The organism is Clostridium sp. (genome assembly GCF_032576335.1).
Classification (GTDB): Bacteria; Bacillota; Clostridia; order Oscillospirales; family Acutalibacteraceae; genus Faecalispora.
The window spans coordinates 372,507-386,256 of sequence record NZ_JAWFXC010000001.1 but is presented as its reverse complement, the minus strand read 5'-3'; the positions used below and the strand labels follow the sequence as shown (position 1 = coordinate 386,256).

11 protein-coding genes are annotated in these 13,750 nt (G+C 48.4%); 9 read left to right on the top strand and 2 right to left on the bottom strand.

Annotated features, from left to right (window positions below; all coding sequences use genetic code 11):
• Window positions 1-79: 79 nt before the first annotated feature.
• Both E7L17_RS01745 and rpoN read right to left on the bottom strand, forming a co-directional pair.
• Entirely contained in the window at window positions 80-421 is a 342-nt protein-coding gene (locus tag E7L17_RS01745) for a DUF6176 family protein (RefSeq protein WP_316321537.1), read from the bottom strand.
• Between the two features lie 155 nt (window positions 422-576).
• Complete coding sequence (gene rpoN / locus E7L17_RS01740) at window positions 577-1,923, bottom strand: RNA polymerase factor sigma-54 (protein WP_316321536.1); 1,347 nt, start codon at window positions 1,921-1,923, stop codon at window positions 577-579.
• 372 nt (window positions 1,924-2,295) lie between these two features.
• Here rpoN and E7L17_RS01735 point away from each other — a divergent pair, with 372 nt between their 5' ends.
• The 9 genes from E7L17_RS01735 to accC all read left to right on the top strand — a co-directional run bounded on the left by E7L17_RS01735 (window position 2,296) and on the right by accC (window position 13,669).
• Window positions 2,296-3,780: a sodium:solute symporter family protein gene (locus E7L17_RS01735; protein ID WP_316321535.1), complete on the top strand. Its 1,485-nt coding sequence runs from the start codon at window positions 2,296-2,298 to the stop codon at window positions 3,778-3,780.
• Entirely contained in the window at window positions 3,758-5,374 is a 1,617-nt protein-coding gene (locus E7L17_RS01730) for a sensor histidine kinase (RefSeq protein WP_316321534.1), read from the top strand. Before E7L17_RS01735 ends, E7L17_RS01730 begins: the two co-directional genes overlap by 23 nt.
• A gap of 24 nt (window positions 5,375-5,398) precedes the next feature.
• The gene (locus tag E7L17_RS01725) at window positions 5,399-6,760 is read left to right on the top strand and encodes a sigma-54 dependent transcriptional regulator (RefSeq protein ID WP_316321533.1); all 1,362 of its coding nucleotides are present in this window, start codon (window positions 5,399-5,401) and stop codon (window positions 6,758-6,760) included.
• A gap of 407 nt (window positions 6,761-7,167) precedes the next feature.
• Window positions 7,168-7,938: a 5-oxoprolinase subunit PxpA gene (locus tag E7L17_RS01720; RefSeq protein WP_316321532.1), complete on the top strand. Its 771-nt coding sequence runs from the start codon at window positions 7,168-7,170 to the stop codon at window positions 7,936-7,938.
• Between the two features lie 24 nt (window positions 7,939-7,962).
• Window positions 7,963-9,162: an NRAMP family divalent metal transporter gene (locus E7L17_RS01715; protein WP_316321531.1), complete on the top strand. Its 1,200-nt coding sequence runs from the start codon at window positions 7,963-7,965 to the stop codon at window positions 9,160-9,162.
• A gap of 17 nt (window positions 9,163-9,179) precedes the next feature.
• Window positions 9,180-9,920 (top strand): 5-oxoprolinase subunit PxpB, encoded by a 741-nt coding sequence (gene pxpB, locus E7L17_RS01710; protein WP_316321530.1) that lies wholly within the window; start codon window positions 9,180-9,182, stop codon window positions 9,918-9,920.
• A complete protein-coding gene (locus E7L17_RS01705) occupies window positions 9,917-10,870 on the top strand; it encodes a biotin-dependent carboxyltransferase family protein (RefSeq protein WP_316321529.1) in 954 nt (317 codons plus the stop codon). Before pxpB ends, E7L17_RS01705 begins: the two co-directional genes overlap by 4 nt.
• Window positions 10,871-10,906: 36 nt before the next feature.
• Window positions 10,907-12,274: a 5-oxoprolinase/urea amidolyase family protein gene (locus E7L17_RS01700; RefSeq protein ID WP_316321528.1), complete on the top strand. Its 1,368-nt coding sequence runs from the start codon at window positions 10,907-10,909 to the stop codon at window positions 12,272-12,274.
• 33 nt (window positions 12,275-12,307) lie between these two features.
• On the top strand, window positions 12,308-13,669 hold the full coding sequence (gene accC, locus E7L17_RS01695) for an acetyl-CoA carboxylase biotin carboxylase subunit (protein ID WP_316321527.1): 1,362 nt from the start codon (window positions 12,308-12,310) through the stop codon (window positions 13,667-13,669).
• Window positions 13,670-13,750: the final 81 nt, after the last annotated feature.

Here is a 13,750-nt window from a genome sequence, read left to right as displayed (position 1 = left end):
TATATGAATGTTTTAGAAAATGCGCACAAAGACTATTTTCTTACCAAAAAGCAAATTTATGCTAACCAAAATAATAGTATTAAGAGAAAACACTCATATCACCAAACACCAGCTCTGGCTTCATAATCGAGTAATTCTCTGGGTCAATGCAAGCTGCCATGTACTCAAAATGCTTTGCGTCCAATGGGTTCCCACTGGACTGTGCCACCTCACTCGCATGCTCCAAATCATCGGCAAGCACAAAAAAGTACAAATAAGTGTCTTCGTTTTCTTTTTGCATAAAATAAATTTCAAGGTGTTCTTTTTCGTTTTTTAACGTTTTTTCACCCTCTTCCTTATTGGCAAGAAGAAACGCAATCCATTCTTTTGTAAGCTCTTCTTTTCCAGGCTTTACACGAGCCTTGCAGAGCATAATATCCATTTGAAATCTTCTCCTTTCGCTAGTTAGTTATATCTAACAAAAGCATAGTCGCAAATGACTGGGATGTCAAGGGGTACAGTTTGCAGAATAAGAATTTACAACACAAAAAGGCTCCCACCCACTGCGGGTAGAAGCCCATAAAAAGTTTGCTTTGTTCATGTAAAATAGCGGCGTTGGTCGGAGTTGGGGATGCCCATTTCTCCGCGGTATTTTGCAATGGTTCTGCGCGAGATATGAATGCCCCGCTTTTCCAGCTCGGCTACCAGTGTATGGTCACTGTAAGGGGCAGATTTATCTTCACTTGCAATTAAATCTCGAATTTGCTCGTGAACAGCATCCAAACAAGAGCCATTGTTTGTTTGAGGTTCAATACCGCTGGAAGTGAATAAATCCTTTACGCGCACGGAACCGTACTGAAATTGCAGGTACTTTCCCCGAATGGCTCGGCTAACGGTGGAGGGGTGAATTTGCAGTGTTTCCGCAATTTGCTGCATGGTCATGGCGGTAAGCCCACCTTGTTTTAGAAAATAAGGCTGCTGTCGTGCAATAATTTCCTTTGTAATGTTTAGAATGGTTGTTTTGCGTTGCTCCACACAGCGCAGCAGAAAGCGCGCACGCTCCAAATGGTTGCGAAAGTATGCGTTGAGTTCACTGTCCGCTGACTTTTTCATCATATGTATGTAATACTGGTTTAGTTGATAGCGTCCCATCCATTTGTCGTTGAGTGCAATCTGCCATTCCTCACCCCTGCGGGTCACAACGATGTCTGGAACAATGTATTCGGTTTGCGTTTTCTGTGCATTCATAATTGGTCGGGGATTCAGCTTGCCGATTTGCAGTAAATACTTTCGCACTGTGGCAGTGCTCAAATGCAGCGCACGAGATACATTGCTCAATTGTCCCTTTAAAATATCTGGAAGATAGTCCCGAATCATCTCGAGCAAAACGGTGTCTTCACAGCCCTGTTGCTCCAGCTGCCGAAGTAGGCATTCTGAAAGGTCTTTTGAGAAAATCCCAATTGGTTCTAACTGCTTTAAGGAATGCAGACATTTTTTCACCATGTGTTCGGGGCAGCGAGCTAAAAGAGAAATCTCGCCCGTATCCCAAGGGAAAAAGCCAGAATCGTCAAGGCAATCAATCAGAAGTGGGAACAGCCGCCATTCCTCTTCTGTGTAGCAGCTTCGTTTAAGCTGCATCATCAGCTCTTTTTGTAAGATGTCCGACGGCTCGCAGGGAATATCGTTTTTGCGGGTTTCTTCCTCTTCCTCCCCATAGGGTGTGCCTTGTGGAAAGGAAGAGCTAGTTTCATAAAGTGCATCTATGCTTGTAAAAAAATCGTCTCGCTGGGGAGCGGTATGCTCCAGCATTGGATTTTCGGCGTACTCGTTGGAAAGCAAATCATCCAGCTCCTGATTGTTACAGGCTAAGATTTGCAGCGATTGCATTTGCCTTTGGGTTAAAATTTGTCGTTGCTCCATCGAGAGCTCATTGCCAAAGTTCATAAACCGCTCCCCCCTTTCGTTGTTTTAATTTACAAAATTCGACCGATTTCTAGCATTTATTTTTGTTATTTTATTATACATTAGTTTGAAAATAAGTCAATTCTCTTCTGGTGCAACTTTTGGATTGCTTCTTATTTTTTATTAATCAAAGGAAGCTTAATTACGGGCGGTTTTAAATTGAATTTACAGATCTGCTGTTACGTTGGTTAAACGATTTTTGATTGCTTTTTTTGCTTGGTGTGCTAATATAAAGCCATATTAAACCCTTTATTTTATTTGTTTTTTGTTTAAAATGAGGATTTTATTCGCTGAAAATGCAATAATTGGGAGTACGGCAATCGAGGGAGACCAAAAGCAGAGGGGGTTCAAGCGGTGATTTGGGATAAAGAGATACTATTTTTGGGATGTTTTGCTTTTTATTCGATTATTTTATTAATTGTGGGGAAAAGCAGAACGCAGCAAAAAGATACACTGCGGCATTTCTACTTGGGGAATCGGCAGCTTAGCCTGTTTCGCACAACGCTTACGTTTATTGGAACATGGGTTTCTGCCGCCACGGTGCTGGGATTTACGGGCAATGTGTTTGAAAGCGGCATGGCACCGCTGTTTTATTCCGTAGTTCCTTGGTTTTTGGGAGCTTTTCTTTTGCTTAAAATCAGTGACCGGTTGTACGAATACGATGTATTGACCATTCCGGAGCTTATTGGCAAAAAATATGGCTCCAAGTGGCTTCAGTTCTTTTTTGCACTGGTGATGATGGTAACCTATACGCTGTATATCATCATACATATTAAAGGATTCGGGTTAGTCGCAGCTGGTCTTTTTCATATTCCCTATCATGTGGCAACCTTAATGATTTATCTTTTTATTTTGTACTCTACCTTTGGCGGCTACCGTGCGGTAACGCGAATCGATGTAGCGCACGTTCTTTTGCTTACGGTAGGCACGGCTTGTGTGTATTATTTGGTGGTAGACAAATCCGGCGGTATTCTAGAGCTTTTTAACAAAGCCGGTGAAATATCCGGTTTTGCGCACAGCGGCAGTACCGCGGCAAACGAACCGGGTGATTTATTTCAGCTTTTTGATGGAGAACGCTTTACTCCACGAATGAGTACAACCATGTTCTTCGGCTGGGGGCTGGGGCTTGCCAGCAATCCGCAGTATATGGTACGGATGCTTTCGGCAAAGGACAAGCCCACTGCCCGCAAAACAGTGAAAAGTGCGTTGTGTTACCTTGCACTGTTTTATTTTTTCTTATTGACCATCGGTTTGGGAATGCGGGTGTTGTTTCCGTCACTGCTAGAGGTAGCAAATGCAGATGACGTCGTTGTATATATACTCAACGACAGCCTATTTACACCCCTAAACACATTCTTTTTATTCGCCGTGCTTGGCGCATGTGTTTCCACCGCAAACTCGCAGCTTTTGCTGTTCTCAACCTCCTTTGCTTACGATGTAATACGCCCTTTGTGCCCAAAACCGCCAAGGGAATATACAACCATTCTGCTTACACGTCTTGGGGTGCTGCTCGGTGGTACCTTGTCGCTGCTGTTTTCCACACATCCTCCCGCCAGTCTGCTTTCCTACGGGGGCGATATTTGGGGGATTTTCGGAGTCATCTTTTTCCCCACACTATACGGCGCATTTTTGTACCCCAAAGCAACACGGGAGGGGGCTTGGGCGGCGCTACTCGTGGGTCTGGCTGCAATTGCAGCTTTTTACCCGCTCTATTACCGTCAGGTTTTGCCGGTACACCCGGCATTCCCGGGAACGATTTTGTCTTCGCTAGGCTTTTTCCTTGTATCTCGTATTACGTGGAAAGGGGGAAAGGCTGATGCTTCGAAAGCCAATGATTGATATTGAGCGTAAAATATTGATTCCGTTTCTCCTTTTGGGAGTGCTTTCTACTGCTCTCTTTGGTATGATTTTGTACGATACAAGCCGAAGCACAAAGCTGGCAAAGGAACAAAAGCTGGCGGAGAGCAGTATCTCTTTCATTGAGTTCGATATTGATTCTTCCGTGCGCTTGGGGCAGGAAAGCAAGCTTCGAGAAAAGTACAAAAATCTGCCGCCTATTCACATTTTGCTGGAGGATCAACACGGCAACTATATTGGCGGGGCAAAAGCAGGCACCGGTGCCGTACTATACTCCAGTAAGCAAAACCAACTTGGCTGGAGCATCACATACATGGTTGACCAACAGCTTTTTGACAGCGAATTGCTGCATGAACAAAAATACACCGTTTTGGCAATCATAGCGCAACTGATTTTGGTTCTGCAGGCCAGTATTTTAATAGCCGATAATATTTCAACTCCCATACGCAGGCTGAGCTATGCCTGCCGCACGATAAGCGAGCAGCCGCAAGAGCTGTGGGATGTGGATGTGGAATTTACCAATCGCGGCGATGAACTGGGGCAGCTAGCCCGCGCATTTCAGGGAATGCTAGGCAATCTTCAGCATTACATGGCAGATTTACGGCGGGAGAAAAAGCTTACCCAAACCATTGTGGAGAATTTACCACTTGCCGTTATTGCATATGACCAGAACCAGAATATTTTGCTGAGCAACAGCCGCGCACAAAATTTACTCGCAAAAACGGAATTCCGTAAGGATGGCAAACCACTTTCCGCTATTTTAGAGGAATCGTTGGACAGCCAGAAGGTTTTTTACGACCCCATTCAGCTAACGGACGATGAAAACCGGAGGCTCGATGTAGAGCTTGGCGTTTGGCGGCTTATGGATGAGGATCAAAATTCGTGGGGCGTGCTCTGCACAGTGGATGATATTACCTACCGAAAGATGATGGAAGAGCAGGCGGTGCAGGACGAAAGGCTGATTTATACGGGGAAGCTTGCCGCAGAGCTTGCACACGAAATTCGGAATCCTTTGGCGGGAATTCGTGTAGGGGTGCAGGTGGTGGAGCGCCATGTAACGCAAGAGACGGACCGGCTTCTGTGTGAAACAATTGTTGGTGAGGTAGACCGTATTAACCTGTTGGTAGAAAATTTGTGCAGTCTGGGTAGAAAAAGAGAACTGAAAAAAGATTTACTCCCCATTGAGGAATTGTTTGAAGAAATTTTGTTACTCTACTCTAAAATTGCAGAGAACAGCCATATCACTTTGCGTTGCGAGTCACCCAAAGACGTTGTTTTATATGCGGATAAGAGCGCAATGAAGCAGGTTCTGATTAACCTGATAAATAACAGCATTAAGGCGATGAAAAACGGGGGAGAGATTCAAATGAGAGCCGAAGTGCTGGAGGAACTGATATGCCTTTGGGTCATTGACGACGGGCCGGGTATTTCTTCCGGTTTTCAGCTAGATAATAACCGTGGCGGCGGGATGGGGCTATCTATAGTATCGCGGCTCCTTCGGCAAAACGATGCCGCTTTTGAGATAACTAGCATTCCAGGCCAAGGCACAAAGGCAAAGATTACCTTTCGCAGGTAGCCCAAAGAGAGGAAGTAACAAGCCATGCAAAGCAAAATTTTGATTATAGATGACGAATACCTCATTCGAATATCCCTGCGAGAGGGGTTGACGGACCTTGGGTACCTCACGCAGGAAGCCGGCAGTATAGAAGAGGGCCTAAAGCTGGCGGAGCAATTCCGGCCGGATGTTGTTATGCTAGACAACCGGCTGGGAGATGTACTGGGCATTGAATACATTGAAGCAATTAAAAAGCTCGATGAAGACATTCAGATTATCATCATTACAGCTTACAGCTCCATTTCACAAGCGGTGCAGGCAATCCGTCGCGGTGCCTACGATTATGTGCAAAAGCCGTTTGATATTGACGCCATAGACATTGTAATTCGCCGTGCATTAGAGCAGCTCAAAAGCCGACGCAAGCTCGAATTGCTCTCCACCGGGGGGCCGCCGGATTTCATAGGAATCAGCCCACAAATGCAGCAGATGAAAAAGCAGGTTGAGCTGCTTGGTAAACAAGACAATGTAGACCTTTTGGTGCGTGGCGAAACCGGGAGCGGTAAGGGCGTGGTAGTGGCGCAGATTCACCAAAAGAGTGCACGTCGGAATTTTCCGCTGGTAAAAATCAATTGCAGTGCCGTGCCTGAAAATTTATTTGAAAGTGAATTGTTTGGGCACGAAAAAGGCGCCTTTACCGGGGCTTTGGCTCGCAAAAAGGGGCTGTTCGAGCTTGCCAACGAAGGTACGGTCTTTTTGGATGAAATTGGAGATATGCCTTTGGCAATGCAAGCAAAGCTTCTCACCTTTTTAGAGGATCGCAAGTTCCGCCGGGTAGGCGGTTTGAGCGATGTAGAAGTAAATGTTCGGGTGATTGCCGCAACCAATCGTCCGCTTGAACAAGCCATTGAAGAAAAGGCTTTTCGTGCAGACCTGTTTTTTCGCCTAAATGTGGTACAGCTTTATTTGGCCCCGCTGCGAGAGCGACCGGAGGACATTGAACCACTGTGCCATTATTATCTCGATTTCTTCAACCAGAAGCTTGGGAAAAACATTCGGCAAATCTCTCCCTCCTTTTTGCAAACGCTGATGGGCTATTCTTGGAAGGGCAATGTGCGTGAGCTGCGCAATGTGCTCGAGCGTGCCGTGCTGTTTTGCAATGGGGATGTACTGGAGCATACTGGCCAGCTTCTGGAGGAAAGTGGTTCGTCACAGGTACCGCAGCCTCCGCCCGGGGAGTTCTGGCCCATGCAGGATTTAACCCACCCTATCGATTTACAGAAAGAGCTTGAAAAGCTTGAAATGGCTTATATCGAAAAAGCGCTTAACAAAACGGGAGATAATTATTCGCAGGCAGCAAAGCTGTTGGGTTACAGTCGCTTTTCTTTGCGCCGCCGGTTGGAGCAGTAGAACCCTTTCCTGAAAGAGGGCAGCATTGAAGAGCAGCGTTTTTTTCTGTTACAGGTTGAGGAAGAGCAGGGGGCTGTGGTTCAATAAAATGGGTATGTAGTAAATGCACTTTATAAAAACGGTTTAATGCTTCTCTTGCCAAAGGCGGGAGAAGCATTTCTGTTTTTCTCGTAATTTAATATCAAGTAAATTAATGATAACAGTTCAAAAGCGCACATTGTGCGAAATTGAACAGGTGGACCGTGCGGTTTCGCACGGTCTTTTTTGTTTTGCCTATTAAATCAATAACGAATTAGTAGAGAAATACAGGAAAATACGCAAAATAACAGGTTGGCACGCTAATTGCTATAACACTTTAGCGGCAGATGTTTTTATCACATCAAATATTGGAAAAGGAGAAAAGGAAAATGAGCAGAATTGATTTAAACTGCGATTTGGGAGAAAGCTTTGGAGCATATACCATCGGCCGTGACGAAGAGGTAATTGCCTATATCTCTTCCGCAAATGTGGGGTGCGGTTTTCATGCGGGTGACCCCTGCGTGATGGAAAAAACAGTACATATGGCAAAAGAAAAGGGTGTCAGCGTAGGTGCTCACCCCGGTTTCCCAGATTTAATGGGCTTTGGGCGCCGCAACATGAACATAACTCCCGCAGAGGCGAAAGCATACATGAAATACCAGATTGGCGCTCTCAATGCGTTTTGTGTTTCAAACGAGGTGCAGCTTGCACACGTTAAGCCCCATGGCGCGCTTTATAATATGGCAGCCAAAGATATGAAGCTGGCAATGGCGCTGGCAGAAGCGGTTTATGAGGTAGATCCGAAGCTGATTTTCTTGGGTCTTTCCGGCAGTAAAATGCTCGAAGCAGCACAGCAGGTAGGCCTTACCTGTGCCAGTGAAGTATTTGCGGACCGTGCCTACAATGCAGATGGCAGCCTTGTTGCTAGAGGAACTCCCGGTGCGGTAATTCACGATGTAGATGAGTGTGTGCGACGCATTGTTGGCATGGTGAAAGACAATGTGGTAACGGCAATCACCGGCGAGCAGATTTCACTGAAACCGCAGTCCATTTGCGTACACGGTGACAATGCAGAGGCCGTTGAGTTTGTAAAACACATTCGTGAAAGCTTGACCAAAGAGGGCGTTGAGATTGCTGACCTGCGTGCCTGTACAAAGTAATAAAGGGGTTTAGGAGGACTTGTAATGGAAGCGGAAACCAAAACCAAAAGTAAACGCAGTCAAGCCATTGGCGGCGTATTCTTAATGGCGGCATCGGCCATGGGGCCGGGATTTTTAACCCAAACCGCGAAATTTGTCAACGACTTTCATGGGAGCTTTGGATTTGTCATTGTTACATCGCTGCTTCTGTCAATTGTCGTTCAGATTAATGTGTGGCGTGTTTTGTGCGTAGCCAATATGCGTGCGCAGGATGTAGCGAACAAGCTGCTCCCGGGCCTTGGCTATTTTCTGGCTCTGTTGGTATTTGCCGGCGGCCTGGTGTTCAACATCGGTAACGTTGGTGGTGCGGCACTTGGCCTAAATGCCATGGTTGGCTTAGATTTGCGTGCCGGTTACATAACCGCAGGTATTATAGCCATCATTGTATTTTCCGTAAAAAATGCGCAGCTTGCGGTAGATAATATTGCAAAAATACTTAGCATTTTGAAGATTATTATTATTCTGGTTGTAATGATTATTGTTCAGCCTCCCGTAGGTATGGCGCTGAAAGAAACCTTTGCCCCCAGTACGGGTGTGCCGGCGCTGTTCCCCTCCATTCTTACTCTGGTGGGTGGTACGGTTGGCGGTTACATCACCTTTGCGGGCGCGCACCGACTCATTGACGGCGGTGTGGTAGGTATGGAGAATGAAAAACGGATTGTAAACAGTGCCTGCGGCGGGTTGGGAATTGCGGCATTCAGCCGATTCTTCCTATTCCTGTTGGTACTGGGTGTAGTAACCAAGGGCGTTTCACTCGACCCATCCAATCCGGCAGCGGATGCCTTCTTGCAGGGCGGCGGTGAGTTCTGCTACCGTCTCTTCGGTCTGCTGCTGTTCTTTGCCGGTATCACCTCGATTATCGGCGCGTCGTATACCTCTCTTTCCTTTGTGAAATCGCTGAGCAAAACAGTGGCGAATCACAACAAAGCAGTAACCATTGCATTTATTGCCTGCTCCATGCTGATTATGCTGTTGCTCGGTAAGCCGGCTACACTGCTGATTATTGCAGGAGCCTTGAACGCACTTGTGCTGCCACTGGCGCTGGTAATCAGTTTGGTTGCCGCTTACCGCAAAGACATTGTGGGCGAAGAGTATCGTCATCCCATCTGGCTCACCGTGACCGGTATTGTTTCTGCAATTCTATTTGCGTACTTTGCTGTTGTCGGGCTGGGCAGCCTATTTTAATCGTCAGGAGGATTTTTATGTATTCGCAGACGAAATATCTCATCGCGGGGGATTCGGCGCTGGTTGTGGAATTCGGCAATGAAATCTCCCCGCAGATCAATGAACGGGTTCGCGGAATGTATTTGGCAATTGAAAAGGCCGCGCTTCCTGGAATTGTATCTCTAACTCCTACCTACCGTTCTCTTTTGGTGCAGTATGATTCGCTAACCGTCCCTTACGGCAAAATGCTGGAGGCGCTGCAAAAGCTGGAGGGCAGTCTTGAGAAAATGGAGCTGCCAATGCCGAACGTGATGGAGATTCCCACTCTTTACGGCGGAGAATGCGGTCCCGATTTGGATTTTGTATGCCAACACAGCGGACTTAGCCGCGACGAAGTGATTCGCATTCACTCCTCACGGGAGTATTTAATTTACATGCTGGGTTTTGCCCCGGGCTTCCCCTATTTGGGCGGTATGGATGAGCGCATTGCAACCCCCCGCCTGAAAACCCCCCGTACCAAAATCAACAGCGGCTCGGTTGGTATTGCCGGGCAGCAAACAGGTATTTACCCGCTGGCAAGCCCCGGCGGTTGGCAGCTGATTGGCCGTACGCCGGTTCTTTTGTACGACCCACAACGCAATCCCCCCATTTTGTACCGTACCGGAGATTACCTGAAATTTGTTCCCGTCAGTGAACAGGAATATGGCGAGATTGAGCAGCAGGTGGCAGAGGGCAAGTACCAGTATCGCCTGTACCCCAAAAAGGAGGCGAAAGCATGAACGCAGTAAAAGTGATTTCACCGGGTGCCCTCACTACGGTTCAGGATGCAGGCCGGTTTGGATTTTTGCAGTCGGGCATTTCTGTTTCCGGCGTAATGGACAGCTACAGCCATCGTGCGGCCAATATTTTGGTAGACAACCCGCAGGAGGAAGCGGTGCTCGAGGTAACCCTCATGGGGCCGATACTGGAGTTCCAGTGCAGCACACGAATCGCTGTAACAGGCGCCGCAATGCAGCCGAAGCTGAACGACCAGCCGGTTCCTATGTGGCAAACGATTCCGGTAAAAGAGGGTGACCGCCTATCATTTGCAATGATTCAGGGCGGGTGCCGTGCTTACATTGCCTTTGCCGGCGGGCTGGATGTACCCGTGATTATGGGCAGTAAATCCACCAATATGAAAGCGCAAATGGGTGGTTTTGAAGGCCGTATGCTTAAAAGGGATGATATGGTACCGCTCAAAGCGCCATCGGAGCAAGAAAAGGTGTGGGCCGCCAGTGAGGAATTTATTCCGAATTTCTCCACACAAATTACGCTGCGGGTTGTGCTTGGCCCGCAGGATAACTTGTTCACGGCAGATGGCATCGCCAGCTTTTTGAATACAGAGTACCTTGTCACACCTGCGAACGACCGTATGGGTTACCGTTTGGAGGGAGAAGAAATCACTCACAAGGCGGGAGCGGATATTGTGTCTGACGGCATTGTGATGGGTGCGGTTCAGGTTCCTAGCAGTGGCCAGCCCATTATTTTAATGGCGGACCGGCAGACCACCGGCGGTTACACAAAAATCGCCACCGTGGTTACGGCAGACCTGCCCTTGCTGGCGCAGGCACAGGCCGGAACGAAAATTCGTTTCCAGCAGGTCAGTGTAGAAGAAGCGCAGCAGCTTCTGCGTGTGTTCCATGAAAAACTCCAGGCACTTGCCAGAACCCGCCGCCAAATCAACGGCTGACGAGTTCTCCCGCAGTGCGGGAAGGAGGAACAAAGCATGAACAGCGCAGTCGTACTTTCCCCGGGGCTTTTTACCACCGTGCAGGATTCCGGGCGGCTTGGCTTTCTAGAATCGGGGATTTCCCCCGCCGGTGCAATGGATGATTTCAGCTTTCGGGTGGCGAATCTTCTGGTGGGTAACGAGCCAGGCGAAGCGGTGCTGGAGGCAACACTCCTTGCTCCCAGCCTGCGGTTTGAGAGTAACTGCCTAATTGCCGTGACCGGCGGTGAGGCAGAAATGAAAATCAACGGGCAGTCCACTTCTATGTGGCAATCCGTTCTGGTGAGTGAGGGAGATATTCTCTCTTTTGAGCCGATGCGGCGGGGCTGTCGGCTGTATATCGCCTTTGCAGGCGGAATTGCGGTTCCCAGTGTTCTGGGGAGCAAATCAACCTGTTGCAAAGCGCAAATTGGTGGTCTGGAGGGACGGCCTTTGCGTGTGGGTGATGAGCTGCCATTTGGGGGATGTAAAAACACCTCTGCGCTTGCAATGCGCGCAGAACTGGTGCCGAATTACCCTAAGCAGGTTTTGCTGCGTGTGGTTCTGGGGCCGCAGGAGAATGCGTTTACTCCAGAGGGGATTCAAACCTTTCTCAGTGAAAGCTATATGGTTACCCCTGTAAGTGACCGCATGGGGTACCGACTGGAAGGACCACAAATTGAACAGAGCGCGGGAGCAGACATTATCTCTGACGGTATTGTGATGGGTGCGGTTCAGGTGCCTGCTTCCGGTCAGCCGATTATTATGATGGCGGACCGGCAGACCACCGGAGGATACACAAAAATCGCGACAGTTATCACGGCAGATTTGCCCCGGCTGGCGCAGGCGAGACCCGGAGATGCCATCTGCTTTTGTGCAGTTGGTGTGGAGGAGGCACAGGAAGAATTGAGAACCTATGAGGAAAAATTAAAGGATATAGAAGTAACCATGCTGCCAGTGCAGAATGCAGAAATGCAGATGTCCCTAAAGGATGTACTTAGGGTAATGCAAGAGTTCCAGAACACTCAAATTGGCGTACTGCGCGTATCGAACCAGCAGGGCGAGCTGTATTTAGAGAAAAGCAGCACGGTGAAAAGCGGCGGGACGGAGACCGCCGCTAAACCGCAGGAAGAGTCTAGCGTGCCTGTACAGGACAGTGTAGTGACCTCGCCATTGGTTGGACTGTTTTACGAGTCTGCCTCGCCGGACCAGCCGCCTTTTGTTCAGGTTGGAACAGCCGTGAAAAAAGGCGACCCGCTGTTTGTCATTGAATCCATGAAAAATATGAATGAGATTGTCAGCGAACGCGACGGCGTAATTACAGAAATCATAGTGCAAAACGAGCAGGCGGTGGAATTTGGTCAGCCAATTCTGCGGATGAAATAAGAGCTGTTTCAGGCAGCGTGGCGGGGGATAAGAATGTTCAAAAAGGTATTGATTGCGAACCGGGGCGAAATTGCGGTTCGAATGGTACGCGCATGCGCAGAGCTTGGGCTTGGCACGGTGGCAATCTTCTCGCAGGCAGATAAAAACGCTCTGCATGTTCAATTGGCAGACAAGTCGGTTTGTGTGGGGCCGGCACCATCTGCAAAAAGCTATTTGAATATGGATGCGATTTTGTCTGCCTGCAAAATTACCGGAGCCGAAGCAGTACACCCCGGTGTAGGCTTTCTAAGTGAAAATGCGGAGTTTGCCGAACGGTGCGCTGAGCAGGGAATCTGCTTTATAGGCCCTAGGGCAGAAGTAATTCGCAGCTTGGGTGACAAGGCGAACGCCAAACGTGCGGCTACGGCTGCGGGTGTGCCTACAATTCCTGGTTCCTCTGGTGTGGTGGGGGATCAAAAGCAGGCAGAGGCGTGTGCACAAAGCATAGGCTTCCCAGTTTTAATCAAGGCGTGTGCCGGTGGTGGTGGCCGGGGAATTCGGCAGGTGGATTGTGTGGGTCAACTGCCGGAGGCTCTTGCCATTACGAAGGAAGAAGCCCTACGCTTTTTTGGTTGTGGAGATGTTTATCTCGAAAAAAAGCTATTGAACCCTCGCCATGTTGAGGTGCAGATTCTGGCGGATTCGTTTGGCAATGTGGTGTATTTGGGAGAACGCGACTGCTCTTTGCAGCGGCGGCACCAAAAAGTTCTCGAGGAATGCCCCTCCCCTAGTACGGTGCTAACGGATGAGATTCGTGAAAAAATGGGAAAAGCCGCTGTTCGTGTAGCCCAACAGGTAGGCTACACCGGTGTGGGAACCGTAGAATTCCTCCTCGACCACGACGGTAGCTTTTATTTTATGGAGATGAACACCCGTATTCAGGTAGAGCATCCTATTACAGAGCTGGTGTGGGGTGTGGATTTGGTGGAGTGGCAAATTCGTGTGGCGCAGGGAGAACGGCTGCCCTTTGAGCAAAGCGATTTGCACCCAAAGGGACATGCAATTGAGTGCCGAATTAACGCAGAAACTCCGGAAAAAAACTTTGCGCCCTCTGTGGGTACGCTAACCAATCTTCGGCTGCCGGGCGGTGGCGGAATCCGGCTTGATACCGCAGTGTATGAGGGGTATTCCATTCCCCCTCATTACGATAACCTGCTTTTAAAGCTCATTGCCTATGCCCCAACCAGAGAACAGGCAAGAGCAAAAATGCAGCAGGCAATTCGGGAGTTTTCGGTTACCGGTGTAGACACCAATGCGGCATTTCAAATGAAGCTGCTGCAAAGCAAGGCTTTTTTAAGCGCACAGTACGATATTTGCACGCTAGAGTCGGAAGACAATATTGCCGCGCTTATATAGAGCCCCTTTAATGTAGAGAGGTATTGTGGTTTTACAGAAACTGTTTTGTTTTTTTACTCGTTTCCAAACAGACGAATGGAG

What these genes read in the sequence shown, in the direction of transcription:
- E7L17_RS01745 (WP_316321537.1), bottom strand. Translation starts at nt 421, where the DNA reads ATGGATATTATGCTCTGCAAGGCTCGTGTAAAGCCTGGAAAAGAAGAG.
- rpoN (WP_316321536.1), bottom strand. Translation starts at nt 1,923, where the DNA reads ATGAACTTTGGCAATGAGCTCTCGATGGAGCAACGACAAATTTTAACC.
- E7L17_RS01730 (WP_316321534.1), top strand. Translation starts at nt 3,758, where the DNA reads ATGCTTCGAAAGCCAATGATTGATATTGAGCGTAAAATATTGATTCCG.
- E7L17_RS01725 (WP_316321533.1), top strand. Translation starts at nt 5,399, where the DNA reads ATGCAAAGCAAAATTTTGATTATAGATGACGAATACCTCATTCGAATA.
- E7L17_RS01720 (WP_316321532.1), top strand. Translation starts at nt 7,168, where the DNA reads ATGAGCAGAATTGATTTAAACTGCGATTTGGGAGAAAGCTTTGGAGCA.
- E7L17_RS01715 (WP_316321531.1), top strand. Translation starts at nt 7,963, where the DNA reads ATGGAAGCGGAAACCAAAACCAAAAGTAAACGCAGTCAAGCCATTGGC.
- pxpB (WP_316321530.1), top strand. Translation starts at nt 9,180, where the DNA reads ATGTATTCGCAGACGAAATATCTCATCGCGGGGGATTCGGCGCTGGTT.
- E7L17_RS01705 (WP_316321529.1), top strand. Translation starts at nt 9,917, where the DNA reads ATGAACGCAGTAAAAGTGATTTCACCGGGTGCCCTCACTACGGTTCAG.
- E7L17_RS01700 (WP_316321528.1), top strand. Translation starts at nt 10,907, where the DNA reads ATGAACAGCGCAGTCGTACTTTCCCCGGGGCTTTTTACCACCGTGCAG.
- accC (WP_316321527.1), top strand. Translation starts at nt 12,308, where the DNA reads ATGTTCAAAAAGGTATTGATTGCGAACCGGGGCGAAATTGCGGTTCGA.